The organism is Novosphingobium sp. AAP1 (assembly GCF_001295765.1).
Lineage (GTDB): Bacteria > Pseudomonadota > Alphaproteobacteria > Sphingomonadales > Sphingomonadaceae > Novosphingobium > Novosphingobium capsulatum.
The window spans coordinates 377,023-403,044 of sequence record NZ_LJHO01000004.1 but is presented as its reverse complement, the minus strand read 5'-3'; the positions used below and the strand labels follow the sequence as shown (position 1 = coordinate 403,044).

General features: G+C 66.7%; 28 protein-coding genes and 1 tRNA gene. 17 read left to right on the top strand and 12 right to left on the bottom strand.

Features of this window, described 5'->3' with window-relative positions; genetic code table 11:
• Positions 1-4: 4 nt before the first annotated feature.
• Positions 5-1,327, bottom strand: a complete 1,323-nt coding sequence (locus IP65_RS11520) for a sensor histidine kinase (RefSeq protein WP_054131800.1) — start codon at positions 1,325-1,327, stop codon at positions 5-7.
• A 202-nt stretch (positions 1,328-1,529) separates the two neighbouring features.
• Between IP65_RS11520 and rpmH the strand changes: the two genes are divergently transcribed.
• The 7 genes from rpmH (at position 1,530) to dapE (ending at position 6,881) form a co-directional block, all read left to right on the top strand.
• Entirely contained in the window at positions 1,530-1,664 is a 135-nt protein-coding gene (gene rpmH, locus IP65_RS11515; RefSeq protein ID WP_028657364.1) for a 50S ribosomal protein L34, read from the top strand.
• 20 nt (positions 1,665-1,684) lie between these two features.
• Positions 1,685-2,164 carry a ribonuclease P protein component gene (rnpA, locus tag IP65_RS11510; protein ID WP_369801279.1) on the top strand — a complete coding sequence of 160 codons (480 nt, stop codon included), beginning with the start codon at positions 1,685-1,687 and terminating at the stop codon, positions 2,162-2,164.
• Positions 2,165-2,168: 4 nt separating this feature from the next.
• Entirely contained in the window at positions 2,169-2,378 is a 210-nt protein-coding gene (gene yidD, locus IP65_RS20860) for a membrane protein insertion efficiency factor YidD (protein WP_082208922.1), read from the top strand.
• A 43-nt stretch (positions 2,379-2,421) separates the two neighbouring features.
• Positions 2,422-4,227 carry a membrane protein insertase YidC gene (yidC, locus tag IP65_RS11505; protein WP_054131799.1) on the top strand — a complete coding sequence of 602 codons (1,806 nt, stop codon included), beginning with the start codon at positions 2,422-2,424 and terminating at the stop codon, positions 4,225-4,227.
• A gap of 35 nt (positions 4,228-4,262) precedes the next feature.
• Entirely contained in the window at positions 4,263-4,889 is a 627-nt protein-coding gene (gene yihA / locus IP65_RS11500; RefSeq protein WP_171793292.1) for a ribosome biogenesis GTP-binding protein YihA/YsxC, read from the top strand.
• 175 nt (positions 4,890-5,064) lie between these two features.
• Positions 5,065-5,733, top strand: a complete 669-nt coding sequence (locus tag IP65_RS11495; protein WP_022676808.1) for a glutathione S-transferase family protein — start codon at positions 5,065-5,067, stop codon at positions 5,731-5,733.
• Positions 5,730-6,881: a succinyl-diaminopimelate desuccinylase gene (dapE, locus tag IP65_RS11490; RefSeq protein WP_156306543.1), complete on the top strand. Its 1,152-nt coding sequence runs from the start codon at positions 5,730-5,732 to the stop codon at positions 6,879-6,881. Before IP65_RS11495 ends, dapE begins: the two co-directional genes overlap by 4 nt.
• Positions 6,882-6,993: 112 nt before the next feature.
• Here the strand turns inward: dapE and IP65_RS11485 are convergent, their stop codons facing one another.
• From IP65_RS11485 to gluQRS, 5 genes are read right to left on the bottom strand one after another with little or no spacing between them, the layout of a single operon-like run.
• The gene (locus IP65_RS11485) at positions 6,994-7,314 is read right to left on the bottom strand and encodes a hypothetical protein (protein WP_022676806.1); all 321 of its coding nucleotides are present in this window, start codon (positions 7,312-7,314) and stop codon (positions 6,994-6,996) included.
• A 55-nt stretch (positions 7,315-7,369) separates the two neighbouring features.
• Positions 7,370-8,239 (bottom strand): 3-hydroxyacyl-CoA dehydrogenase NAD-binding domain-containing protein, encoded by an 870-nt coding sequence (locus tag IP65_RS11480; RefSeq protein ID WP_054131797.1) that lies wholly within the window; start codon positions 8,237-8,239, stop codon positions 7,370-7,372.
• A gap of 25 nt (positions 8,240-8,264) precedes the next feature.
• Positions 8,265-8,825, bottom strand: coding sequence for a cob(I)yrinic acid a,c-diamide adenosyltransferase (locus IP65_RS11475; RefSeq protein WP_054131796.1), 561 nt, complete (start codon positions 8,823-8,825; stop codon positions 8,265-8,267).
• An 18-nt stretch (positions 8,826-8,843) separates the two neighbouring features.
• A complete protein-coding gene (locus IP65_RS11470; RefSeq protein WP_054131795.1) occupies positions 8,844-9,077 on the bottom strand; it encodes an HIG1 domain-containing protein in 234 nt (77 codons plus the stop codon).
• The gene (gene gluQRS, locus IP65_RS11465; protein ID WP_231627665.1) at positions 9,074-9,943 is read right to left on the bottom strand and encodes a tRNA glutamyl-Q(34) synthetase GluQRS; all 870 of its coding nucleotides are present in this window, start codon (positions 9,941-9,943) and stop codon (positions 9,074-9,076) included. The genes IP65_RS11470 and gluQRS overlap by 4 nt, the downstream gene beginning before the upstream one ends.
• 623 nt (positions 9,944-10,566) lie before the next feature.
• Between gluQRS and guaA the strand changes: the two genes are divergently transcribed.
• Positions 10,567-12,138, top strand: coding sequence for a glutamine-hydrolyzing GMP synthase (gene guaA / locus IP65_RS11460; RefSeq protein WP_022676802.1), 1,572 nt, complete (start codon positions 10,567-10,569; stop codon positions 12,136-12,138).
• 58 nt (positions 12,139-12,196) lie between these two features.
• On the opposite strand, the gene IP65_RS11455 is transcribed toward guaA, so the two are convergent.
• Complete coding sequence (locus tag IP65_RS11455) at positions 12,197-12,937, bottom strand: MauE/DoxX family redox-associated membrane protein (RefSeq protein ID WP_054131793.1); 741 nt, start codon at positions 12,935-12,937, stop codon at positions 12,197-12,199.
• 88 nt (positions 12,938-13,025) lie between these two features.
• On the opposite strand from IP65_RS11455, the gene IP65_RS11450 reads away from it, so the two are divergent.
• From IP65_RS11450 to IP65_RS11425, 6 genes are all read left to right on the top strand, one after another.
• Positions 13,026-13,454, top strand: a complete 429-nt coding sequence (locus tag IP65_RS11450) for a MerR family DNA-binding protein (RefSeq protein ID WP_054131792.1) — start codon at positions 13,026-13,028, stop codon at positions 13,452-13,454.
• A 123-nt stretch (positions 13,455-13,577) separates the two neighbouring features.
• Positions 13,578-14,351 carry a trehalose-phosphatase gene (otsB, locus tag IP65_RS11445; protein WP_054131791.1) on the top strand — a complete coding sequence of 258 codons (774 nt, stop codon included), beginning with the start codon at positions 13,578-13,580 and terminating at the stop codon, positions 14,349-14,351.
• A gap of 11 nt (positions 14,352-14,362) precedes the next feature.
• Positions 14,363-16,192 (top strand): glycoside hydrolase family 15 protein, encoded by a 1,830-nt coding sequence (locus IP65_RS11440; RefSeq protein WP_231627664.1) that lies wholly within the window; start codon positions 14,363-14,365, stop codon positions 16,190-16,192.
• Positions 16,189-17,592 (top strand): trehalose-6-phosphate synthase, encoded by a 1,404-nt coding sequence (locus IP65_RS11435; RefSeq protein ID WP_054131877.1) that lies wholly within the window; start codon positions 16,189-16,191, stop codon positions 17,590-17,592. Before IP65_RS11440 ends, IP65_RS11435 begins: the two co-directional genes overlap by 4 nt.
• Before the next feature lie 114 nt (positions 17,593-17,706).
• Positions 17,707-18,522, top strand: a complete 816-nt coding sequence (locus IP65_RS11430; RefSeq protein WP_054131790.1) for a siderophore-interacting protein — start codon at positions 17,707-17,709, stop codon at positions 18,520-18,522.
• A 6-nt stretch (positions 18,523-18,528) separates the two neighbouring features.
• Positions 18,529-18,954: a GNAT family acetyltransferase gene (locus tag IP65_RS11425; protein WP_054131789.1), complete on the top strand. Its 426-nt coding sequence runs from the start codon at positions 18,529-18,531 to the stop codon at positions 18,952-18,954.
• 6 nt (positions 18,955-18,960) lie between these two features.
• On the opposite strand, the gene pgeF is transcribed toward IP65_RS11425, so the two are convergent.
• Both pgeF and pepN read right to left on the bottom strand, forming a co-directional pair.
• A complete protein-coding gene (gene pgeF, locus IP65_RS11420; protein ID WP_054131788.1) occupies positions 18,961-19,722 on the bottom strand; it encodes a peptidoglycan editing factor PgeF in 762 nt (253 codons plus the stop codon).
• On the bottom strand, positions 19,719-22,328 hold the full coding sequence (pepN, locus tag IP65_RS11415) for an aminopeptidase N (protein WP_054131787.1): 2,610 nt from the start codon (positions 22,326-22,328) through the stop codon (positions 19,719-19,721). Before pepN ends, pgeF begins: the two co-directional genes overlap by 4 nt.
• A gap of 223 nt (positions 22,329-22,551) precedes the next feature.
• Between pepN and IP65_RS11410 the strand changes: the two genes are divergently transcribed.
• Complete coding sequence (locus tag IP65_RS11410; protein ID WP_054131876.1) at positions 22,552-23,376, top strand: epimerase; 825 nt, start codon at positions 22,552-22,554, stop codon at positions 23,374-23,376.
• Here IP65_RS11410 and IP65_RS11405 read toward each other — a convergent pair.
• Complete coding sequence (locus IP65_RS11405; protein WP_054131786.1) at positions 23,286-24,209, bottom strand: DMT family transporter; 924 nt, start codon at positions 24,207-24,209, stop codon at positions 23,286-23,288. The two genes, IP65_RS11410 and IP65_RS11405, sit on opposite strands and share 91 nt — an antisense overlap.
• On the bottom strand, positions 24,206-25,222 hold the full coding sequence (locus tag IP65_RS11400; RefSeq protein WP_054131785.1) for a low specificity L-threonine aldolase: 1,017 nt from the start codon (positions 25,220-25,222) through the stop codon (positions 24,206-24,208). The genes IP65_RS11405 and IP65_RS11400 overlap by 4 nt, the downstream gene beginning before the upstream one ends.
• A gap of 72 nt (positions 25,223-25,294) precedes the next feature.
• Here IP65_RS11400 and IP65_RS11395 point away from each other — a divergent pair, with 72 nt between their 5' ends.
• On the top strand, positions 25,295-25,591 hold the full coding sequence (locus tag IP65_RS11395) for a GNAT family N-acetyltransferase (RefSeq protein WP_022676789.1): 297 nt from the start codon (positions 25,295-25,297) through the stop codon (positions 25,589-25,591).
• 37 nt (positions 25,592-25,628) lie between these two features.
• Here IP65_RS11395 and IP65_RS11390 read toward each other — a convergent pair.
• Positions 25,629-25,703: transfer RNA gene (locus IP65_RS11390), tRNA-Thr, on the bottom strand.
• Positions 25,704-25,853: 150 nt separating this feature from the next.
• Between IP65_RS11390 and IP65_RS21710 the strand changes: the two genes are divergently transcribed.
• Positions 25,854-26,018: a hypothetical protein gene (locus IP65_RS21710; RefSeq protein ID WP_167542861.1), complete on the top strand. Its 165-nt coding sequence runs from the start codon at positions 25,854-25,856 to the stop codon at positions 26,016-26,018.
• The last annotated feature ends 4 nt before the right edge of the window (positions 26,019-26,022 follow it).

Here is a 26,022-nt window from a genome sequence, read left to right as displayed (position 1 = left end):
GGGATCATGCGTGGGGGAACGTAATCTCCACCATGATCCCCTCGGGCGAAAAGCGCCGCACGATGCGCCCGTCAAGCTGGCGTTCGGAACTGCGGATCAGCGCCGAGCCAAAGCCTTCGCGCGCCGGCACGCCGTCTTCGGGCAGCACCAGCGGCGCGGCGGCGCGTTCCTGCCACACCAGGCGCACGGTCTTGTCTGCCGCATGGTGTTCCCAGCGCACCTCGAGCAGACCGCCCGGGGCCGACCACGCGCCATACTTGACGGCATTGGTCACCAACTCGTGCAGCACCAGGCCCAGCGGCACGGCGTGGCGGCCCGACACAACCAGTGTCCCGCCCGAAAGGTTGCAGCGTTCGCTGTCAGAGCGGTAGGGCGCGATCGCCTTGGTCACCAGATCGGCCAGGTCCACCTCGCCATCGCCATCGTGGCGCCCCTGCGTCACATCGTGCGCGGTGACCAGGGCGTGGATGCGCTTGGCAATGCGGTCCACCGCCGGGGCCGCGGCGGTATCGCCCCGGGCCGACATCTTCACGATCGCCAGGATCACCGCGAACAGGTTCTTGACGCGGTGATTGAGTTCGCGCGCCAGCAGATCGGCGCGGTCGCGCGCCTCGGCAATGAGTGCGGCATTGGCAGCGGCTGCCTGCGCCTGGGCAGTGCGGATCACCTGCCACAGCCCCAGGATCAGCGCGATGGTGATGATCACCGCCAGCACGCCCAGCGAGGGTATGACGCGCGCCTCGGCCATGGCGGCACTGTCGGTCGCGGCATCCAGCCGCGCGCGCTCGGTGCGTTCCAGCCGGCCCACGGCCTGGCGCAGGGCCTCCATCGCCAGTTGCCCCTCGTCCGACAGGGTGCGCACGCGCGCTTCGACCAGTTCGCCGCGCCGCACCAGCTCCACCGTGCCCGCCATTTCGGCCCACTTGGCATCGCCCAGGCGCTCGATCTCATCCACCAGGGCGGCCTGCTGCGGATCGATGCCCTGGCCCAGGCGGCGGCGCAGCGCGCGGATTTCCGCCTCATAGGCGGCATGGCCCTGCGTATAAGGCACCAGATAGCGGCGGTCATAGGTGATGTAATAGCCGCGCTGCCCGGTTTCGCCGTTGAGCGTGGCCGCCACGATGCCATCGAGCGCGGCCAGCACCGCGCTGGTGCGCGCCGCCTGCTCGCGCTGCACGCGCTCGGCATCGACCGTGGTAAAGATCAGGGCAAAGGTACCCAGCAGCGCCAGGGCCAGCACGGCAAACAGCGCCAGTGTCAGCCAGGCCGGCTTGCGGCGCCATATGCGGCCCCAGCTTTGGGCCTGCCCGGTTTCGTCGGCAACCATGCCTTTGCCCTAGAACCTTGTGGGAATTTCGCCAATGGCATTTTCATTGCGGGTTTGCGCCCGCGTGGCACAATCGCGCCTCGGCAAATGCTTGACGGATGGCGCGCCCTCGCTTATCGGCGCACCCCTGATTTCGGCTCGGCGTCGGTTGCGGCGGCGTGCCTGTTATACCGATTCGCCAGACAAGAAGAAGAGCTGAACCATGAAGCGCACTTTCCAGCCCAGCAACCTCGTGCGTGCCCGCCGCCACGGCTTCCGCGCCCGCATGGCCACCGTCGGTGGTCGCAAGGTGCTGCGCGCTCGTCGCGCCCGCGGCCGCAAGAACCTCTCGGCCTGATCGCGCGCCCTTCGGGCACCATGTCGGTTGAGACCGGGGCCGATCCGGCCCGCTCTCCTCGGCGCAGTGCCCGCTTGGCGACGATGGCCCGGCGTGCGGATTTTCTCGCCGCCAATCGCGGAATCCGGGTCGCAAGGCCCGGATTCGTGCTTTTGGTGAACCCCTTGTCGCGCGCCGATGGCTCGCTGCGATTCGGGGTGACCGTCACCAAGAAGATCGGCAACGCCGTGGCGCGCAACCGCATGAAGCGGCGCTTTCGCGCGCTGCTCCGCGAACTGCTGCCCGCCCACGGCATTGCCGGCGCCGATCATGTGCTGATCGGCCGCGAAAACGGGGTGGAGCGCGATTTCGCCCTGCTGCGCAGCGAACTGGGCCAGGCCCTGTCGCGCGCTGCTGCCGGCAAGGGCGATCCGCCCCGCAAGCCTGGCGGCAAATCGGGCGGAAAGCCCGGCACCAGGCGCGGCCCACCGCGCGAACCCAAGCCCGCCTACGGCCGCTGAGCCCATGAAGCGCCTGCTCATCCTCATCGCCCGGGGCTGGCAGCTTGGCCCATCCCGCGTCTTGCCACCTTCGTGCCGCTTTGCCCCCTCGTGCTCGCAATATGCGATCGAGGCGTGGACCAAGCATGGTGCGATTAAGGGTAGCTGGCTTGCCGCCTTGCGGCTATTGCGCTGCCATCCCTGGGGTGGCTGCGGGTACGATCCCGTCCCCTGAACACCCCTTCCCAAACAGCTTGATTCAACGAACGCGAGGCACAGTGGAGAAACAGCGCAACCTGATCCTGGCGGTGGTCCTGATGGGCCTGCTGCTGATCGGCTGGGATTATGGCATCGCCTATTTCTATCCGCAGCCCAAGGGCAAGCCGGCCGCCATGGCGAGCCAGGCGCCCGTGGCCGCGCCCGCCAGCAGCGGCCCGCCGGCCAAGCCCACCCGCGAAGGCGGGCTGCAGGCCCCGGCCGATGTGGCGCTGGAGCAAAAGGATCTGGCCCAGGAACTGGCCGCCGGCAACCGCGTGCCGATCGATGCGCCGGGCCTCAAGGGCTCGATCAACCTGGTCGGCGGCGTGGTCGATGACCTGACGCTGGTGCGCCATCGCGAAACGATCGACAAGAACAGCCCGCCGGTGCGCCTGTTCTCGCCCGCCGGCACCCCGGCGCAGCATTTTGCCCAGGTCGGCTGGCTGGGGCAGAACGGCGTGGCCGCGCCCAACGGGCAGACCGTGTTCACCGCGCAAGGTACCAAGCTGACGCCGGCCACCCCGGTCACGCTGACCTGGCGCAACCCCACCGGGCAAACCTTCAGCCTGCGCTACGCGATCGACCAGAATTACATGCTGACCGTGACGCAGAGCGTGACCAACGCCGCGCCCACGGCTGCCTCGGTCGCGCCGTTTGCCCGCATCAACCGCACCGACAAGACGATGAGCCAGGATACCTGGCAGGTCCATTCCGGCCCGATCGGCGCGTTCGATGGCTCGGTCAATTTCTCCAACAACTACACCGATGTCGCCAAGGTCGGTTCGATCACGCCGGCAGGCGCTGCCAACTGGATCGGCTTTACCGATATCTACTGGCTTTCGGCGCTGATCCCGGCCGATGGCGCGGCCAAGCCCGCCGCCGATTTCCGCGCACTGGGCAACAACCTGTTTGCCGCTGACCTGATCTGGCCGGCCGCCAGCGTGGCTCCTGGCCAGACGCAGAGCCAGACCCTGCGCCTGTTTGCCGGCGCCAAGGAAAACAACGTCCTGGAAGCTTATGAAAACCAGGGCGTGACGCATCTGTCGCTGTCGATCGACTGGGGCTGGTTCCGCTGGTTCGAAAAGCCGATCTTCTGGCTGCTCGATTCGCTGTTCCATGGCGTCAAGAACTTCGGCCTGGCCATCATCCTGCTCACCCTGCTGGTGCGCGGCATGATGTTCCCGGTGGCGCAGCGCCAGTTCGCCTCGATGGCGGCGATGCGCGCGCTCCAGCCCAAGATGAAGGCGATCCAGGAACGCTACAAGGACGACAAGGCCCAGGCCCAGCAGGAAATCATGAAGCTCTACAAGGAAGAGCGCGTGAACCCGCTGGCCGGCTGCCTGCCGATCTTCCTGCAGATCCCGGTGTTCTTCGCCCTGTACAAGGTGCTGGTGCTGACCATCGAAATGCGCCACCAGCCCTTCGTGCTGTGGATCAAGGACTTGTCCGCGCCCGATCCGCTCCACGTGCTCAACCTGTTCGGCCTCTTGCCGTTCACCCCGCCCGCCTATCTCGGCATCGGCGTGCTGGCGATCATCCTGGGCGTGACGATGTGGGCGCAGTTCAAGCTGCAACCGGCCGCGATGGACCCGGCACAGCAGCAGATCATGGGCCTGATGCCGTGGATGATGATGTTCGTCATGGCGCCGTTTGCCTCGGGCCTGCTGCTCTACTGGATCACCTCGAACCTGCTCACCATCGGCCAGCAGCGCTATCTCTATAGCCGCCATCCGCAGCTCAAGGCGCAGGCGACCAAGGATCAGCAGAACCTCGATCGCGCCGCCGCGCGCGATGCCACCATTACAGCAAAGCCGAAAAAGAAGTGAGCGTCACCGGTCCCGACGAGGAAGGCCTGCGCCTGATGGCCCTGGAAGAGCGCGCCCGCGCGCTCTTTTCCGGCCGCGTGGAATTCCTCAAATCCGCCCCTGAACTGAAATTCCTGCCTGAGCCGGACTTTCCCGAGATCGCCTTTTGCGGCCGCTCCAACGTCGGCAAGTCCTCGCTGCTCAATGCCCTCACCGGGCGCAAGTCGCTGGCGCGCACCTCGGTCACGCCAGGCCGCACGCAGGAGTTGAACTATTTCGAGGTGGGCACCCCCACCCTGTTCCGCCTGGTCGACATGCCCGGCTATGGCTTTGCCAAGGCGCCGCCCAAGGTGGTGGAACAGTGGCGCCGCCTAGTGCGCGACTATCTGCGCGGGCGCGTGGTGCTCAAGCGCACGCTGCTGCTGGTCGACAGCCGCCACGGCATCAAGACCGTCGATACCGAAATGATGCAGATGCTCGACGAAGCCGCCGTCGGCTATCGCGTGGTCCTGACCAAGGCCGACAAGATCAAGGCCAGCGAACTGGCCGACGTGGTCGCCCAGACCCAGACTATCGCGCGCAAGCACATCGCCGCCCACCCCGAGGTCAGCGTGACCTCGTCGGAAAAGGGCCTGGGCATCGCCGCCCTGCGCGGCGCCGTGCTGGACGACGCGGCGGTCTAAGCCCCTCCACCACCGCTTCGCGGCGGTCCCCCTCCCCGCCGGCGGCAGGGAGGATCACGATCCTCCCCATCCCTGATGGGGAGGTGGCAGCCCGCAGGGCTGACGGAGGGGCCACTCGACAGCCCGCCCCCCAGGCTTTAGGCGGAAAGGCCACGCCCCACGCGAAAGGCCCCGCATGAAGCTGGTCATCGGCAACAAGAATTATTCCAGCTGGTCGCTGCGCGGCTGGCTGGCCGCCAAGCAATCGGGCCTGGCTTTCGAGGAAATTACCGTTCCGCTCTATGGCGACGATTGGGACGAGGCCAAGCGCCGCGATGCCAACCTGGCGCCGTCATCGGGCAAAGTGCCGATCCTGTGGGATGGCGACGCCGTGGTGTGGGACAGTTTGGCGATCATCGATTATCTGGCCGACAAGGTCGGCCGCGATCGCTTCTGGCCCAAGGACGATGCCGCCCGCGCCATGGCGCGATCGATGGTGGCGGAAATGCATTCGGGCTATTTCGCGCTGCGCGGCCACATGCCGATGAACATTCGCCGCAGGCAGGCCCAGCCCGAGGTGCGCGACGATGTGCGCGCCGATATCGTGCGCATCCTGCAACTCTGGGCTGAAGCCCGCGCTCGCTTTGGCCAGGGTGGTCCGTTCCTGTTCGGCACGTTCAGCGCGGCCGACATCATCTATGCCCCGGTGGTCTCGCGCTTCGTCACCTATGGCGTGGGCGTGCCCGGCTTTGCCGTCGCCTATATGCAGGCGCTGTGGGAGCATCCGTGGATGCAGGCCTGGATCGAGGCAGCGGAAGACGAAGAATGGACCATCGAACAGTTCGAGGAAGCCAGCCACACATGAGCGCCGATCCCGTTGCCCTGACTGAACGCCTGATCGACTGCCCCAGCGTGACGCCGGCCACCGGCAGCGTGTTCGACGTGCTGCAAGCCATGGTCGTGCCCATGGGCTTTGCCGTGCACCGCTATATTGAGGGCGAAGCGCCCGATGGGCCGGTGGAGAACCTGTTCGCCATTCGCAAGGGCCCGGCCGGCAGCCGCCACTTCGCCTTTGCCGGGCACCTTGACGTGGTGCCGCCGGGCCAGGGCTGGAGCAGCGCGCCGTTCACCGCCGAGCGGCGCGGCGAACTGCTCTATGGCCGTGGCGCGGTGGACATGAAGGGCGCGATCGCCGCGTTCGTGGCCGCCTTGGCCGATATTCCGCAAGATGCCGGCACGATCAGCCTGATCATCACCGGCGACGAGGAAGGCCCGGCACGCTATGGCACCGCGGCCCTGATCGAGCGCATGCGCGCGCTGGCTGATGCCGGAGAGGGTAGCCTGCCCGACCTTTGCCTCGTCGGAGAGCCCACCTCGGTCAACCGGCTGGGTGACATGATGAAGATCGGCCGGCGCGGCTCGGTCAATATCTGGCTCACCGTCGATGGCGCGCAGGGCCATGTCGCCTATCCGCACCTCGCGGACAATCCCATTCCCCGGCTGATTGCCATGCTTGGCGAACTCGATGGCCTGGTGCTGGACGAAGGCAGCGACTGGTTTCAGCCGTCCAACCTGGAAATCACCGATATCGAGGTGGGCAACCCCGCCACCAACGTGATCCCGGCCCAGGCCCGCGCCCGGCTGTCGATCCGTTTCAACGATCTGCACACCGGCCAGGGGCTGGTCGATCGCGTCAGCGCCATTGCCAACCGCCATGGCGGCACGGCCCGAGCGGTTATTTCGGGCGAAAGCTTCATCACGCTGCCCGGCGATTTTTCCACGCTGATCGCGCAGGCAGTGCAGACAGAAACCGGCGTCACGCCGGAACTGTCGACCACCGGCGGTACATCGGATGCGCGCTTCCTGCGCGCACTGTGCCCAGTGGTGGAATTCGGCCTGTGCAATGCGACCATGCACAAGAAGGACGAGGCCGTGGCGATGGAAGACCTGCGCGTGCTGGCGCGCATCTATCGCCGCATTGCCCTGGCGGCGCTCCAACAACCATCGGCCTGAATTGTAAGCCTCAAGGCTTCGACAAGCTCAGCCCGAACGAAACCAGGATTGTCGTTATGGTTCCGTTCGCCCTGAGCTTGTCGAAGGGCGCTATCACAGCGCCCGGCAAGCCTTATTCCGCGCCGCGCGGGGTGTCGTCGTCGATGCCCGCTTCGCCCAGGCCGCCTTCCTCGTCGTCGTCGTTGCGCTCGCCGCGATAGGCGCCCATGTCGATCCGGCCCGAAGAGACCATCTGCTTCATGTGATCGACCAGATCGGGGGTTGAGCCAGGCTCGTCGCCATCGCCAGACACGCGTTCGCTGTCTTCGGCGGCGCCCAGCACGGCGGTGGCACGGCCCAGCGCTTCATCGGCCAGAGTCTGGGCCTGGGACGACGAATCGTCCTGTTCCTGGTTGTGCGCCTCGGGGGCGAGATCGGGGATTGCCTTGCTCATGCGCGTCACTCCTTTGCCGGAACTACGCGCCGCGCGGCGCCCCGTTCCCCCGCACTCACCGCGTGGGGACAGGCACCTCGCCGCTATAGTCATAGAACCCGCGCCCGGTCTTGCGGCCGTGCCAGCCAGCCTCGACATATTTCACCAGGAGCGGCGCGGGGCGATACTTGCTGTCGCCGGTGCTGGAATGCAGCACGCGGATAATTTCCACGCAGGTATCCAGCCCGATGAAATCGGCCAGTTCCAGCGGCCCCATCGGATGGTTGAGGCCGAGGCGACAGGCCTTGTCGATATCGACGATGCTGGCCGTGCCGCTGCCCAGCACGAAGGCCGCTTCGTTGAGCATCGGCATCAGCACGCGGTTGACGATGAAGCCAGCCTCATCCTGCGAGAGCACCAGTTCCTTGTTGAGCCGCCCGACCAGCGCGCGCATCGCATCGAGCGTGGCGGCCGAGGTGGCGAGGCCCGGGATCACCTCCACCAGGTTCATCACCGGCACGGGGTTGAAGAAATGCAGCCCGATGAAGCGCGCCGGATCGGGCGAGGCCGCCGCCATGCGGGTGATCGGGATCGAGCTGGTATTGCTCGCCAGGATCGCGTGCGGCGCCAGGACCGCGCCAGCGGCGGCAAAGATCTTCTGCTTGATGTCTTCCCGCTCGGTCGCGGCTTCCACGATCAGGTCCGCCGCGGCCATCGGCGCATAGTCACCCACCGGGGTGATGCGCGCCAAGATCGCATCGGCATCAGCGGCGGCGATCTTGTCCTTGGCGACCAGGCGCGCGAGCGCCTTGGCGATCTTGTCACGCCCCTTTTCGGCGGCGGGCAGGTTCACGTCGGCCAGCAGCACGGCCAGCCCGGCCTGGGCCATGACCTGCGCGATGCCTGCGCCCATCTGCCCGGCCCCGATCACGGCAACGGTCTGCATGCCCACTATCCTTCCACACGGTTGATCAGCGGCTGGCCCCCGGCACCCACAACGGATCGCGCCCGGCATTGAGCGCGCGGGCCAGCACGAACAGATAATCCGACAGCCGGTTGAGATAGGCAAGCGCCGCCGGATTGACCGGCTCTTGCGCGGCCAGCGCCACGGCGGCGCGTTCGGCGCGGCGGGTGATGGCGCGGGCCAGGTGCACGCGCGCGGCGGCCTCGCTGCCGCCCGGCAGGATGAAGCTGGTAAGTGGCGGCAGCGCGGCATTGCGCGCGTCGATCATCGCCTCGAGCCAGGCAACCTGCCCCGGCACCACGCGCAGCGTCATCTCGCCAGGAGCGAAATCGCTGCCGGGTGTGGCCAGATCGGCGCCGAGGTCGAACAGGTCGTTCTGGATGCGCGTCAATTCCGCGCCGGCATCGGGCGGCACGACCAGTGCGGCCAGGCCGAGCGCGCTGTTGGCCTCGTCCACCTCGCCGATCGCGGCCATGCGCGGCTCGTGCTTGCCGCGGCGCGAGCCATCGACCAGCCCGGTCGTGCCATCGTCACCCGTACGGGTGTAGATCTTGTTCAGCTTTACCATGAAATGGAACGAACCCGTTCAGTTCTTGCCGCCGACCATCAGCAGCACGATGACCACGACGATGGCCAGCCCCTGGAACTTGATGCGGTTGAACATCATGCGGTTCTGCAGCAGCTGCATCTCGCGCACGCCTTCCTCGCCCCGCTCCAGGCCTTCGCGCGTGGTGCGCAGAAACGCGACCACGCCGCGCAGCAGCGACCAGACGGTCAGCGCCATGAGCACGATCAACAGGGGCACGAGCACATAGGTCATGGCAGCAGGTCTATGGTGTCTGCCAGGCAAATGCCAGTGTCAAAAAGGCCAGCGCGCAATGCAGCGGCCAGCGCCACGCCATCCTCTCCGGCCAGGCGCCGCTCGGCCAGGCCCGGTGCATCGCGACGCTTGGCCAGCTTGCGGCCATCGGGGCCGATCAGTACGGCATGGTGGTGCCAGCGCGGCACCGGCAGGCCCAGCAGTGCCTGCAGCAGGCGGTGCACGTGGCTGGCGCGGAACAGGTCTATCCCGCGCGTGACCACGCTCACCCCATCGGCGGCATCATCCACCGTTGCGGCGAGGTGGTATGACGCCGGCGCATCCTTGCGCCATAGCACGACATCGCCAAACATCTCTGGCGTGGCGCGCTGCTCTCCGCGCCGCTCGTCCACCCAGCAAAGCGGCCCGGCTAGCGCGGTGGCCTTGGCCATGTCCAGCCGCCAGGCCACATCCGGGCCGGGCGCCACCGGGTGCTGGCGGCAGGTGCCGGGATAGATCGGCCCGTCCGGCCCCTGCGTGGTGGCGGCAGCGGCAATCTCTGCCCGGGTGCAGCGACAGGGATAGAGCAGCCCCGCTGCGCGCAGGGCATCGGCGGCTTGGCGGTAATGCGCCACGCGCTGCGACTGCGGCAAGACTTCGTGCCACGACAGGCCGAGCCAGGCGAGGTCAGCGCGGAACGCCGCGGCCAGTTCGGGCCGGCTGCGCGCGCCGTCGATATCCTCGATCCGCAGCAGGAACGTGCCGCCATCGGCCTGCGCGCGATCGTGCGCCACGATCACGGCCCAGGCATGACCAAGATGCAGCGGGCCATTGGGGCTGGGCGCGAAACGCGTGACGGCAGAAGGCATGGCGAGAGCGGCGGACATGGCCGGATGGGTAGAAGGTTTCCCCAGAGGAACAAGTGTATCCCATAAGACACAATTGTCCGAAACGCAAAACGGCGGCCCCACCGGACCGCCGCTTTAAGACCCGCCGCGATGCGGTGACATCGCGCTGCGGGGCTTTACTTACTATCTTATAGATATGCCATGGTCGCTTGAGAGGACCGACCAGACATATATCAGTGCTGCCGCCAGCGCTTAGACAAGCGTGGCAGTGAACATCGCGCCGCTGAGACCAGCGGCGAGGATGAGCGGCAGCACAACGGTTGCGATCTTGCGCATGGTGTGCTCCTGATTTCCTGCGAATTGCAAAGTTTATTGTTGAACCTTGCAGGATCCTCTCAGTCCGTCGCGCCGGCAGGGTAAGGCTCGGAGCCGCGAACTGACGCCCACATAAGACGAGGCGGTTTTGTTACAAGTGCGATCCTGGCGCCAGCACTTGCGCAAAACGCAATCCACATCGCGCAACCGCAGTTATCGTGACATATCCGCAACAGTTTTACCGCATTGCGCGGCCATGACGCCACACTGCAGGCTGTGGCGCAGAATTTGCGCCGACAGCTGGCCAAGTGCTGGACAGTCTGGCCCGCCTTCCTTATCGGCCAGCCATGACTATCCAGCCCGAAGAATCGGCCCCCGAATCGATCCTCATCGTCGATTTTGGCAGCCAGGTGACGCAGCTGATCGCACGCCGCGTGCGCGAGGCCGGCGTCTATTCCGAAATCGCCCCGTTCACCCAGGCCGAGGCGGCATTCCACCGCATGAAGCCCAAGGGCATCATCCTGTCGGGCTCGCCCGCCAGCGTGCCCGCCGATGGCAGCCCGCGCGCGCCGCAGGTGCTGTTCGACAGCGGCTTGCCGATCCTGGGCATCTGCTATGGCCAGCAGGTGATGAGCCATCAGTTGGGCGGCGAAGTGCAGCCCGGCGATTCGGGCGAATTCGGCCGCGCGTTCCTGACTGTGACCGAGCCTTGCGTGCTGTTCGATGGGCTGTGGACCGTGGGCGAACGCCATCAGGTGTGGATGAGCCACGGCGACAAGGTGACGCAGTTTGCACCGGGCTTCCGCATCGTCGCGGTGTCCGATGGCGCGCCCTTTGCCGTCATCGCCAACGACGAAAAGAAGTATTACGGCACGCAGTTCCACCCCGAGGTGGTCCACACCCCCGATGGCGGCAAGCTGATCGCCAATTTCGTGCGCCACGTCTGCGGCTGCACCGGCGATTGGACCATGGCCGAATTCCGCAAGACCAAGATCGCGGAAATCCGCGCTCAGGTGGGTGATGCCCGCGTGATCTGCGGCCTTTCGGGCGGGGTCGATTCGGCCGTTGCCGCCGTTCTGATCCACGAGGCGATCGGTGACCAGCTGACCTGCGTGTTCGTCGACCATGGCCTGATGCGCCTGGGCGAGGCGGAACAGGTGGTCTCGCTGTTCCGCAACCACTATCACATCCCGCTGGTCCACGTGGATGTGTCGACGCTGTTCCTGAAAGGTCTGGAAGGGGTGACCGACCCCGAGGCCAAGCGCAAGTTCATCGGCAAGACCTTCATCGACGTGTTCGAGGCCGAGGCGCGCAAGGTGGGTGGCGCCGATTTCCTCGCGCAGGGCACGCTCTATCCCGACGTGATCGAAAGCGTGTCGTTCACCGGCGGGCCGTCGGTGACAATCAAGAGCCATCACAACGTGGGCGGCCTGCCCGAGCGCATGAACATGAAGCTGGTCGAACCCTTGCGCGAACTGTTCAAGGACGAAGTGCGCGCACTGGGCCGCGAACTGGGCCTGCCCGATATCTTCGTGGGCCGCCACCCGTTCCCCGGGCCGGGCCTGGCCATCCGCATCCCCGGCGAAGTGACGCGCGAGCGCTGCGACATCCTGCGCAAGGCCGACGCGATCTACCTCGAGGAAATCCGCAACGCCGGGCTCTACGACGCGATCTGGCAGGCCTTTGCCGTACTGCTGCCGGTGCGCACCGTGGGCGTGATGGGCGACCATCGCACTTATGATTCGGTCTGCGCACTGCGCGCGGTTACCTCTACCGATGGCATGACCGCCGATATCTATCCCTTCGACGCCGGCTTCCTCAGCCGCGTGGCGACGCGCATCGTCAACGAGGTCAAGGGCATCAACCGCGTGGTCTATGACTATACGTCAAAGCCGCCCGGCACGATCGAGTGGGAATGATCTGATCGATCCCAAGGGGTGCCGCGAACCATAGGTTCCGGCACCCTTTTTCGTGGCGTCAGTGCAGCAACATCCACAGCGCCATGGCCACCATGGCGAGGTTTTCGGTCAGCGAGACGAAGCCGAGCGGCACGTTGCTCGATCCGCCGACGCAGGCGCATTTCAGCTCGCGGCGGTCGACATAGACGGCCTTGAAGACCGAGACCGCGCCGATCGTGCCGATGAACAGCGCCACTGGCACCGACAGCCAGGTCCACACCCCGGCGATCATCAGCACGCCGGCCAGCGCCTCGGCAAAGGGATAGATGCTGGCATAGGGCACCCAGCGCTGGGCGAGCAGGTCATAGCCCAGGAACATCGTGGCGAAGCGATCGAGATCCTGCAGCTTTAGCAGGGCCAGCACGGCCATGCTCATGCCGACGAACCATTCCCCCGCGCGCAGGGTGAACGGCGTGCCGAACGCGGCCTGGCTGGCGGCCAGCGCCATCAGCGCGGTAATGGCAAAGAGCACCGCGACGGGCGTATAGCTGGTGGCCTTGGGATCGGGCACCGAAAGGCCGAAATGCCGGCGCAGATCATCATAGCCGCCGATCCGCTCGCCATCGATAAAGACCTGCGGCGTGGTGCGCACATCGTGCGCCGCCTTGAACGCGTCGGTTTCCGCGCGCGTGCGCAGCCAGTGGTCTTCCACCGCAAAGCCGCGCTGGCGCAGCAAGTGCCTAGCCTTGAGGCCGAATGGGCAAATATGCTTGTCCATCACCATGCGATAGAGAACGGCGCGGGGCGCGGAAGTGGTCATGGCAGCGGCCTTTTTTACAACGGACACCGGCTGGAAACAGCGCAGCTGCGCCCCATATAGGGTCCGTACCATGGTACGGAGTCAAGGGATGCTTGCGCAAAATGCTGCTTCTTCACTGCCCGGCCGCCTGACGATCGCCAGCCTGGCCAGCGCGGCAGAAGTGGGCGTGGAAACCGTGCGCTATTACCAGCGGCGCGGGATACTCGAAACGCCCGAGCGCGAGGATGGTGCCGGCGGCGCTATCCGCCGTTATGACGAAAGCCACGTGCGCCGCTTGCGCTTCATCCGCGCTGCCCAGGCCGCCGGGTTTACGCTGGAGCAGATCAGCGAATTGCTCGCCCTCGATGCCACGAGCGATCGCGCCCGCGTGCGTGCATTGGCGGCGCAGCAGATCGCCACGCTCGACGCCAGGATCGCCGCGCTGGAAGAAGCACGCGCAGCGCTGCAACAGCTGGCGCTGGCATGCCATGCTGGCGAAGCTGGACCCTGCCCGATCCTGACGGCATTCGATCGTTAAAAAACAATTACTTGCCGATCGCGTCAGGCGACAAACGGGAACCAAAGGGGGTTTTGGCGATTGATAAGGCGCGTCAGCCGACAGCCACAGCCAAGGAGCGCCCCCATTCCTTTTACCGCCACCATGCCCGCCACACTGCCTGCGCCGCGCCCCGGCTTGCTGGACGGCGCGACCGTGTTTCTCGATATCGACGGCACCCTGCTGGAGCTGGCCGACGATCCCGAAGCCGTGCGCGCCGATGGCCCGACGCGGGCGCTGCTGCGCGATCTGGCCGAGCGCCTGGATGGACGGTTGGCCATGGTCAGCGGGCGTTCGCTCGAACAGATCGACCGCATTCTCGGCCCGATTGCCCAGGCCCTGCCCGTCACCGGCAGCCATGGGCTGGAATACCGCTGGAACGAAGTATGGGCGCGGCCCGAACGCCTGGCCGTGTTGAATGACGTGGCCAGCGCGTTTCATGGCCTGGCGCAAACCTGGCCGGGCTGCCTGGTCGAGGAAAAGTCATACGGCGTGGCGTTTCACTGGCGCCTGGCACCACAAGCGCGCCAACAGGCCGAAACCATGGCTGTGCAACTGGCCGATAGCCACGCTCTCAAGATCCAGCACGGCAAGGACCTGGTGGAACTGCGCATGCCCGGCGGCGACAAGGGGCAGGCCGTACGCCGCCTGATGGCGCGCAAGGGCATGATCGGCACGCGGCCAGTATTTTTTGGTGATGATCTGACCGACGAGGCCGGGTTTGCCGCTGCCCGCGCGCTGGGCGGCCATGGCGTGCTGGTGGGCGAACGGGCGCTTAACGGCAGCAGCACGGCCGCAACCTTGGCATTGCCTTCGCCGCATGCGGTGCGCGCGTTCCTGCGCGCCTTTGCCGATGGCACGGCACAGGTGCCGGAATGACCCAGGCACGCATGCAAGAGACGGGAATGCCCGAAGACAACACCCCCGTCGCCAGCGTCGATCTCTGGCCGATCGGCAATTGCCAGGTGGCCGGCATGATCGATCGCAGCGGCAGCCTGGTCTGGGGCTGCGTGCCGCGGCTCGACGGCGACCCGACGTTTTGCGCGCTGCTCGACGACAAGGCGCCGGGTGATCCGGCGGCCAAGGGCTTCTGGTCGATCACCCTGGACGATGTGGTGGCCACGCGGCAGCATTATATCCGCAATACTCCGGTGCTGATTACCACCCACACCGATGCCCAAGGCGGCGCGATCGAAGTGGTCGATTTCTGCCCGCGCTACAAGAACCACGGGCGCATGTACCGGCCGGTGGCGTTCGCCCGCATCGTGCGGCGCCTGGCCGGCAGCCCGCGCATCCGCGTAGCGCTGCGGCCGGCCAGCGAATGGGGCGCCACCGTCCCAGCGCGCACCAGCGGTTCGCACCATATCCGCTATCTTTTGCAAGACCTGACCCTGCGCCTGTCCACCGATGCGCCGATCGGCTGGGTGAATGACGAGCGATCGTTCCGGGTGGAGCGCACGCTGCATTTCTTCCTGGGGCCGGACGAAAGCTTTGCCAACGATCTGGGCCACGGCCTGGAAGAAATGCTGGCGCGCACGATTGCCGAATGGCGGCACTGGACCCGGGGCCTGGCCACCCCGCTGGAATGGCAGGACGCGGTGATCCGCAGCGCGATCACGCTCAAGCTTTGCCAGTTCGAGGAAACCGGCGCGATCGTGGCGGCGCTGACCACCTCGATTCCCGAACACGCCGATTCCGGGCGCAACTGGGACTATCGCTTCTGCTGGATTCGCGATGCCTATTACACCATCCAGGCCTTGAACCGTCTGGGCGCACTCGATGTGCTGGAAGGCTATCTGGAATACTTACGCAACGTGGTGGAAGGCGCGCGCGGCGGCCATATCCAGCCGCTCTATGGCCTGGGCGGCGAAGACAAGCTGACCGAGTGGGAGGCGCAAGGGCTGCCCGGCTATCGCGGCATGGGGCCGGTGCGCGTGGGCAACCAGGCCTATGAACAGATCCAGCACGATGCCTATGGCCAGATCGTGCTGTGCAACACCCAGGCGTTCATCGACCGCCGGCTCTATCGCATGGCCGGCATGGCCGATTTCGAAGCGCTGGAAGCGGTAGGCGAGCGCGCCTTCCAGGTGCATGACCAGCCCGACGCGGGCCTGTGGGAGTTCCGCACCCGCGCCGATGTACACACCTATTCGGCGGCGATGTGCTGGGCCGCCTGCGACCGGCTGGCCAACATCGCCGCCGAACTGGGCCTGCCCGAACGCGCCGATTTCTGGCAGAACCGCGCCGATGCCATCCGCGCCACGATCGAGGCGCGCGCCTGGCGCCCGGAAACGCAGCGCTTTTCCGCCACGTTTGGTGGCGATGACCTCGACGCCAGCCTGATCCAGTTGCTCGACATGCGCTTTCTACCGCCCGATGATCCGCGTTTTCAGGGCACGTTGCGCGCGGTGGAAGAAGGCCTGCGCCGCGGCAGCCACATGCTGCGCTATGCCAGCGAGGATGATTTCGGCTTGCCGACGACCGCCTTCAACGTCTGCACGTTCTGGCTGATCGAAGCGCTTCATGCCACCGGGCGGGCGCCGGAAGGGCGCGAACTGTTCGAAGAAATGCTCGCCCGCCGCACCGCGGCCGGGCTGCTGTCAGAAGATATCGACCCCGTTTCCGGGGAGCTGTGGGGCAATTACCCGCAGACCTACTCGCTTGTTGGCATGATCAACTGTGCCGGCCTGCTGAGCAAGCCATGGAGTGCCATAAGGTGAAGCGCCTGATCGTCGTCTCGAACCGTGTCCAGCCGCCCAGCGAGGATGAGCCGGGCAACCAGGGCGGACTGACCGTCGCATTGTCCACCGTGCTGCGCGAAAGCGACGGCATCTGGTTCGGCTGGTCGGGCGGGGAAACCGAAAGCTTTACCGGCCATATCAATTTCCAGAAATCGGCCGGCGTCACCACCGCCACGGTCGACCTGGAGCCGCAGGACATCCATGAATACTACGATGGCTTTGCCAACCGCACGCTGTGGCCGCTGTTCCACTATCGCGTGAGCCTGGCCGAGTTCGAGCGCGGGTTCGTCGATGGCTATGAACGCGTCAACACCCGCTTTGCCGATACGCTGCTGCCGCTGATCGCCAAGGACGATCTGGTGTGGGTGCACGATTACCACCTGATCCCACTGGGCCAGCGCCTGCGCGAACGGGGCGTGGCCAACCGCATCGGCTTTTTCCTGCACATCCCCTGGCCGCCGATGCGGCTGATGGTGTCGCTGCCCAATCACCAGGAACTGGTCGAATCGCTGTTCGCCTATGATGTGGTGGGCTTTCACACCCAGGATTGGCTGGAAAGCTTCATCGATTATGTCCGCGCGCAGATGGACGCTACCATCGGCGAGGACAACACCGTCACCTGGAATGGTCGCACCCTGCGCGCAGTGGTCTGCCCGATCGGCATCGACGCCCAGGAATTTGCCGACACCGCCAATGGCCCGGTGGCCGAGGCGATGCGCCAGCGCATGGAAGAAAGCGCCGGCGGCCGCGCGATGATCGTGGGCGTGGACCGGCTCGACTATTCCAAGGGCCTGCAGGAACGCTTCATCGGCTATGAACGCCTGCTCTCGCAACGCGAAGACCTGCACGAAAAGGTCTTCCTGCTGCAGATCGCGCCGCCCAGCCGCGAAAGCGTGCAGACCTACCAGGAAATCCGCGCCAGCCTGGATTCGCTTTCGGGGCGGATCAACGGTGAGTTTTCCAGCGTGGAATGGGTGCCGCTGCGCTATGTCAACAAGGGCTATCCGCGCGACGTGCTCGCCGGGGTCTATCGCGCGGCCAAGGTGGGCCTGGTTACGCCCCTGCGCGACGGGATGAACCTGGTGGCCAAGGAATTCGTCGCGGCGCAAGACCCGGCCGATCCGGGCGTGCTGGTGCTGTCGAACTTTGCCGGAGCGGCCGCGCAGATGAGCCAGGCGGTGCTGGTCAATCCCTATAGCCCCGAAGAGATTGCCGATGCCCTGGGCCAGGCGCTGACCATGCCGCTGGCCGAACGCCAGGAACGCTGGCGCGCGCTGATGGATACCGTGCTTGAGCAGGACGTGATGTGGTGGCTGGGCCAGTTCATGGCCGCGCTCGATCCCGGCGAGGCGCAGGAACCAGCGTTGAGCGCAGCGTGATGGTGACCGTCGCGGCCTGACATGGGGGTAGGGCTTGCCAAAGAGCGATCAAAGATATATCTTATAACTCGTTCACAGCAATTCCCTGCCCCACTCCGCACAGACAGGCCCCCGATGACCAGCCAAGCCAGCCAGACCTCCACCCCCCACTCCGATCCTGCCGACGCGCCGGTGCTGCGCCGCATGCGCCACGAAACCACGCTGCGCACCCTGCGTATCGCGCGGCACGAGCGGCTGACCCCCAACATGATCCGCATCGTGGCCGAAGGGCCCGAACTGGCCGGCTTTGTCAGCGGCGCACCCGATGATCACATCAAGGTTTTCGTCGAAGGCGGGCCGGATGAACGTATCATGCGCGATTATACGCCGCGCCACCACGATGCCGCCGCCGGCACCCTGACCATCGATTTCTTCGACCATGAAGGCGGCCCGGTGTCTGACTGGGCGCGCGCGGCCCAGGTGGGCGATCCCATACGCATTGGCGGCCCGCGCGGTTCGCAGGTGATCGAGGGGCCGATTGCCCATTGGCTGCTGGTGGGCGATGAAACCGCGCTGCCGGCGATCGGCCGCCGCGTGGAGGAACTGCCCGCCGGGGTGCGTGCCACGGTGATCGGCGCCGTGCCCGGCGCGGCCGACGAGCAGACTTTTGCCACCGCCACCACGCTGGAAACGCACTGGCTGCATCGCGACGCTGCGGCCGCTACCGATCCTGCGCCGATCATCGCGGCGCTGGCGCAAATCGACCTGCCGCCCGCCACATTCGTGTGGATCGCGGCCGAAGCCGGCGTGGCGCGCGCCGCCCGCGAATACCTGGTGGAAACGCGCGGCCTCGACAAGCGGTGGATCAAGGCGGCCGGCTATTGGGTGGCGGGCCAAGCGGATTCCTCGGCCAAGAACCTGGGCGAAGCCGACGCGGCCGGTGGGCACTGACCGCGCATGGCCCAGCCTGTCTTGCGCGAAGCCGGCCCTGCCGACGCCCACGCCGTGATCGCCTTGTGGCAGGCGGCGGGGCTGACCCGGCCGTGGAACGATCCGGCCACCGACTATCACCTGGCGATGGCAAACCCGGCCTGCACCGTGATCCTGGCCGAGCAGGAGGGGACGCCTGCGGCCACGATCATGGTCGGCTATGACGGCCATCGCGGCTGGGTCTATTACCTGGGCGTGGTCCCGGCGTTTCAGCGCCAGGGGCTAGGCCGCGCGCTGATGCAGGCGGCCGAACAGTGGCTTGCCGCGCGCGATTGCCCCAAGGTGATGCTGATGGTCCGTGCCGACAACCTGGCGACCAAGGCCTTCTATGCCGCGCTGGGATACGAACCGCAGGCGGTGGAAACCTTGGGCCGCCGCCTCGACGGGCGATAGGTTGCCCTACTTCAGCCCGATCAGCGAAATCTCGCGGCCATAGCCCGGCTCCCCGGCGTGGGTGGCGCGGCGGAACGAGAAGAAGCGGTCGGGCTGGGCATAGGTATCTTCGTCCAGCATGCCGATCACGCCCACGCCAAAGGCGTGGAGCCGATGCGCGACATAGCCGGGCAGATCGAACCAGGCGTGACCCGCCTTGCCCGCGCGGAAAAAGCGTTCGTTTTCGGCTGACTGGGCCAGGAAGCGGTCTTCGAACCCGGCATCCACCTCATAGCTTTTCTGGCCGATACAGGGCCCGACCACCGCCACGATCGCCGCGCGATCGGCGCCCAGAGCCTCCATCGCCGCCACCGTGCGATCGGTGACACCATCGAACGCGCCGCGCCAGCCGGCATGGGCCGCGCCGATCACCCCGGCATGGGGATCGTGAAACAGCACCGGCGCGCAATCGGCGGTCAAAATGCCCAGCAGCACGCCGCGCTGGCGGGTAACCAGCGCATCGCCACGCGGGCGGTCCGCTTCGTCCCACGGCTGGTCCACGGTGATGACATCGGCCGAATGCACCTGATAGGCGCAGACCAGCGTGGCCCCCGGCAGCACCGCAGCAGTCGCGCGGCGGCGGTTTTCGGCCGTGGCGGCCGGGTCATCCTCGCTGCCCCAGCCCACGTTGAGCCCGGCATGAATGCCAGCAGAAACCCCGCCCCGCCGCCCGAGGAAACCATGGGCGGCGCCGTCCAGCGCGGGGTGGGTGAGAACCTCGACGCTCATCCGTCCAGGCTCTTGCTCACCTGTTCGCGCACATCGCGCGACAGGCGCGGCGCGGCGGCGATCCGCTCCAACTGGGCACGCATCAGCGCGGCGCGCACCGGCTCGATCCGCCGCCAGCGGCCCAGCGGCGCCACGAACCGTGCCGCCACGTTGCCGTTGATCGGATCGAGTGCCAGGATCAGATCGGCAATCAGCGCATAGCCGGCGCCATCGGCCGCATGGAACGCCTGGGCATTGGCGGCAAAGGCCATGTAGAGCGCCCGCACGCGGTTGGGGTTGGTCAGGGTGAAATCGGCATGCTGCGCCAGGGCGCGGACATGATCGAGCGCGCGCGGGTGCAGCGAGCCGGCCTGGAGCGAGAACCACTTGTCGATCACCAGCCGGTTCTCGGCAAAGCGAGCGTGGAAATGCGCCAGCGCTTCATCGCGCGCGGGCACGTCCAGCCCGCACAGCACCATCAGCGCGCCCTGGCGATCGGTCATGTTGTCGGCCGCGTCATACTGCGTCTTGGCGCGCTGCGCCGCCTCGACCGGATCGGCAGCAGCGAGATAGACCAGCGCCTGGGTCTTGAGCTTGCGCGCGCCGCGTGCGGCAGCGTCGAGGCCATAGGGCACCGCCGTGCAGCGATCGTGCAGGCCGCGCCACGCGTCGCCCAGTTCACGGCCCAGCCAGGCCTTGAGTGCTTCGCGTTCGGCATGGACGCGCGCCGGATCGACCGGATTGATCTGCTCGGCCAGATAGGCCTCGCCCGGCAGCATGACCAGTTCGCCGCGCATCAGGTCATCGAGCGCGGTATCGGCCAGGATCGCGCCCAGCGCCCCGCCGATCGCGGCGCGGCCAGCCTCGCGCGATGCATCATCGAGCCGCCCTTCGACCGCTGCCACCAGATGCTGCACCACCAGTTGCTGCATCGCTTCATAGCGGGCAAAGGCATCGTCATCGTGGCCGGCGAGGAACACCAGGTCTTCCACGCTTTGCGGCGCATTGATCGCCACCGGCGCCGAAAACCCACGGTTGATCGACAGCACCGGCGCCTGGGCAAAGCCGTCAAAGGTAAAGGTCTGCGCCGCATCAGCCAGCACGATGAGGTGTTCGCCGCCATGGCGGCCGGTGGCGCGATCGAACAGCGCCGTGCGCAGCGGGATGACCATCGGCTGCTTGACCGGCTGGCCCGGCGTGGGCGGCACGGTCTGCTTGAACGCCAGGGTCACCGTGCCGCTGGCGGCATCGTGGGTCATGCCCACGTCCACCTGCGGCGTGCCGGCCTGCTCGTACCAGCGGCGAAACTGCTTAAGGTCGAGCCCGGCGCCATCCTCGATCGCGGTGACGAAATCCTCGCACGTCGCCGCCTCGCCATCATGGCGCTCGAAATAAAGGTCCGTCCCCGCGCGGAACCGCTCCGGCCCGGCCAGCACGGTCATCATGCGGATCACCTCGGCGCCCTTGTTATAGACGGTTGCCGTGTAGAAATTGCTGATTTCCTGATAGGAATCGGGCCGGATCGGATGCGCCAGCGGCCCCGAATCCTCAGGGAACTGGGCGCTGCGCAACACGCGCACATCCTCGATCCGCTTGACCGGGGCAGAGCCCTGATCAGCCGAGAACTGCTGGTCGCGCAGCACGGTGAAGCCTTCTTTCAGGGACAGCTGGAACCAGTCGCGGCAGGTCACGCGGTTGCCCGACCAGTTGTGGAAATACTCGTGCGCCACCACGCCTTCGACGCCGTCGTAGTCCGCGTCGGTCGCGGTTTCCGGGTCGGCCAGGATATAGCGGGTATTGAAGATGTTGAGGCCCTTGTTCTCCATCGCCCCGGCGTTGAAATCGGAAACCGCCACGATGTTGAACAGGTCGAGATCGTATTCCCGGCCATAGACCTTTTCATCCCAGTCCATCGAGGCGATCAGCGCGCGCATCGCATGGGCAGTGCGCGTTTCATCGCCCGCGCGCACCCAGATCGCCAGGTCAACCTCGCGCCCCGACATGGTGGTGAAGCGATCACGCGTGGCAATCAGATCACCGGCCACCAGGGCAAAGAGGTACGACGGCTTGGGCCAGGGATCGTGCCAGATCGCCCAGTGCGTGCCATCGTCTTCCTCGCCGCTGTCCATCGGGTTGCCGTTCGACAGCAGCACCGGGAACGCCGCCTTGTCCGCCGTGAGCGTGACGGTGTAGCGGCTGAGCACGTCGGGCCGATCGGGGAAGAAGGTGATGCGGCGAAAGCCCTCGGCCTCGCACTGCGTGCACAGCAGCCCGCCCGAGGCATAGAGGCCGGACAGCTGGGTATTGGCGGTGGGATCGATCGTGGTTTCGATCGTCACCTGGTGCGCATCGCCCGGCAGTTCCACCACCAGATCGTCGCCGTCCATGGTCCAGGCACTGTGCGGTTCGCCATCCACGGAGACGCTCTGCGCCACCAGGCCATCACCATTGAGGCGCAGCGGCCCGCCATCGCCAGCCGCGTTGCGCTCCACATCGAGCGTCGCCGTCACCTGCGTGGCGGCAAGATCGAGCAGGAAATCGAGCGCGATATCGGGCACCAGCCAGGCGGGCGGGCGATAATCGGCGCGCTGGATCACGACGGGCGGCTGGCTGGCTGAATCCTTCATGGCCCTGACTTAGGAAGCCGCAGGCCTTGGGGCAATTGAGCAAATCGGAAACAGGGGATAATTGCCGGGTTTAAGCCCTCTCTGCTTCGCAAGAAGGGGCTGGGGTGGTGGAGGCCTCGCGCAACCGATGACCGATAGCAAACACAGCGGAACCCCGGATCAAGTCCGGGGTGACGAGGAACAAGCAGATACAGCGCAAGAAGGCCACCTGTTCATCTTCGGCATGGGCTATGCCGCGCAAGTCCTGGCCAAGGCCCTGCGCGCGCAAGGCTGGCAGGTCAGCGGCACCGGCCGCGCCGGCACGATCGACTTTGCCGATAGCGCCGCCGTCCACGCCGCCCTGGCGCAGGCCAGCCATGTGTTGTCTTCGGTCCCGCCTGCGCGCGAAGGCGGCGATACGGTGCTGGGAACCTATGGCGCGGCACTAGCCAACTGGCCGGGCGCGTGGATCGGCTATTGGTCGTCCACCGGGGTCTATGGCGATGCGCGCGGCGCCTGGGTGGATGAAACCGCACCGATCGGCGGCGGGCGGCGTTCCGCGCGCGTGGCGGCAGACCTGGCGTGGCAGGCGCTTGACCCTCGCGTGCGCGTGCTGCGCCTGCCCGGCATCTATGGCCCGGGGCGCAGCGTGATCGACAAGCTGCGCGAGGGCACGGCGCATCGCATCATCGCCCGCGACCAGGTGTTCAGCCGCATCCATGTGGACGACATTGCCGGCGCCACGATCGCCGCCTTTGCCGGGCCGCCCGGCGTCTATAACCTGGCGGACGACGAACTGGCCAGCCAGAACACCGTGGTGGAAGAGGCCGCGCGGCTCACCGGCCTGCCCCTGCCGCCGCTGCGCACTGCCGATGAAGCGCAGCTTTCGCCCATGGCGCGCGGGTTTTATGCCGAAAGCCGCCGCGTTGCCGCCGGCAAGGCGCGCCGCGTGCTGGGCTGGCGCCCGGTCTATCCCACCTATCGCGAAGGATTGCGCGCCTTGAGCGCCATGACCAGCCCGACCATCGCCAGGGCAGAGCCACCCGCCGCCAGCAGCGACCAGCGGTAATCCTCGAACACGGTCGACAGCGCCATGGCCACCACCGGCACCAGCACCCCGTTATAGGCCGCGCGGCCCGCGCCCATGTCTTTGAGCAGCTGGAAATAGAGCGGGAACGTGATCACCGACCCCACGATCGCCAGATAAAGCACGCCCGAGACATAGGACCAGTGCCAGTCGATCACCGGCGGCCCGGCCAGCACCAGCGCCACCACCCCATCGACCAGCGCGCCGATAGTCATGGCCCAGGCCAGGATCGGCAGCACCGGCCGCGCCCGCGCCGCGCCCGAGGCCTGGATCACGTTGGCTACCGATGCCGCCAGGATCGAGACCGTGACCATGGCGATGCCCAGCCACGGCGTGGTGGTGGCCGGCGCCACGCGCACTTCGTGCAGGACCAGCAGGGCAATCCCCGCCAGCGCCACGGCCGAACCGGCCCAGAACCCGCGCGGCACCCTTTGCCCCAGAAACAGGTGGGCCAGCACGGCATTGGGCACCATCAGCAGGGCATAGAGCACGGCCACCAGGCCCGATGTCAGGTGCTGTTCGGCCGGATAGAGGAACTGGTAGTTGACCGTGAAATGAAAGAAGCCGATGCCCAGCGCCAGGGTCCAGCCCTGGCGATCGAGCGCCAGGCGATCCTTGCGCAGCACGGCCAGCACGAACGTGCCCAGCGCCGCGACGATAAAGCGATAGCACACCGACCAGCTGGGCGGCACGGTGCCGGCCTGGCCCTTGATCACCAGCCAGGTGGAACCCCAGATCAGCGCCACGGCCAGGAACGGGATCACCACGCGCGGCCGCCACAGGCTGTCGGGCGCGGCGGGCACGGCCCTGCTCACAGCGCGCGAATCGCGCGGGCCAGCGCGGCAACATGGCCCGGATCGCTGTTCCACGCCGTCACCAGCCGGGCCGCACCCGGCGTGCCGGCCGGCGCGGGCCAATCATAGAAATCAAACCCCATGCCGCGCAGCGTGGTCTTTTCCACATCGCTCAGCGTCACGAACAGCTCGTTAGCCTCCACCGCGTGCAGCAGGCGCCCGGTGCAGGCCGTGGCCAGTTCCTGCGCGGCGGCATTGGCGGCACGGGCATTGGCCAGCCACAGGTCATGCTCCAGCATGGCCAGGATCTGCGCCGCCAGATAGCGGCCCTTGGATTGCAGATGCCCGGCGCGCTTGCGGCGGAAGCGGATCACATCGGCCAGATCCTCGTCGAACAGCACGATCGCCTCTGCCCCCAGGCCGCCGTTCTTGACGAAGCCAAAACTCAAGGCATCGACCCCGGCCTGCGCGGTGAGCGCGGCGGGATCGCAATCGAGGAACGCCACGGCATTGGCAAAGCGCGCGCCATCCATGTGCAGCATCAGGCCGCGCGTGCGCGCCAGCGAGCCGATCGCGGCCACCTCGTGCGGACGATAGGCGCGGCCATATTCGCTGGCCTGGGTGATCGATATGGCATGGGGCTGCACCTGGTGCACGCCGGGGCGAATCGGATCGATCGCGGCGGCAATGCTTTCGGGCGTCAACAGCGCGCCATCGCCCTGGGCCAGGATCAGCTTGGCGCCATGGGTGAAAAAGCCCGGCGCGCCGCCCTCGTCCATCTCGATATGCGCCTCGCGGTGGCAGACCACGGCGCCGTGCGGCGGCACCATCGCGCTCAACGCCAGGCAATTGGCCGCCGTGCCGGTGGCCACCCACAGCGCGGCGCAGGGCGTGCCGAACAGCGCGGAAAACGCCTCGTCCAGCGCGCGGCTCTGCGCATCGGCATCATAGGGAAAGTCGGGCGCGTCGGCGGCCTGCATCGCGGCCCAGACGCGGGGGTGGACGGACGCGGCGTTGTCAGAGAAGAAATGCATGGAAACCGCACTGCCTGCGAAGGCGTTGTGCGGTCAAGCCACCCGTTGTTGCAGGGTGCAGGGAGAACTGCCGTGGACCAGACCGTTTCCATCACCCACGACAACCAGGGCAGCCACGGCGCCTATCATGCCAGCGTGGCCAATGAATCCGCCCAAGGCGTGCTGACCTGGCGCGAGGCGGCGCCCGGCGTGGTCGTGGCCGATCACACCCTGGTGCCCAGCGCGATCGGTGGGCGCGGCGTGGCCGCACGGCTGGTGGACGCGCTCATTGCCGATGCGCGCGAGCAGGGCTGGAAAGTGGTGCCGGCGTGCAGCTATGTTGCCGCGCAATTCCGCCGCCATCCCGAATGGGCCGACCTGCAGGCCTGAGCGCGAATGTTTTGATCTGGCTGGGTTTGCCGGGAAATGGTGCTGCTGGGGAGGATTGAACTCCCGACCTCAGCCTTACCAAGGATGCGCTCTACCACTGAGCTACAGCAGCACACCATTTCCGCGAAAGCCGGGGCGCCGGGCGCCTGGGCTTCGTGCCATCGGGGCCTTGCCGCCGGTGGAGGCGCGCTATTGGCCGCACGGGTTGGCAAAGTCAAGCGGGGTTGCCGGCAAAAAATTCGCGCGGCAAAGAACCATGGCCATGAACCTGTCGAAAACCCCATCGCCTGCCGCCCGCCGCGAAGAGCGCCTTGCCCAGCGCCTGCGCGAGAACCTGCGCCGCCGCAAAGCACAGGCGCGCGCGCTTTCAGAGACCCAAGAAGAAATGGCGCCGCAGCGCGGGGAGAATGGCGGCGAATCGGCGTGACTCG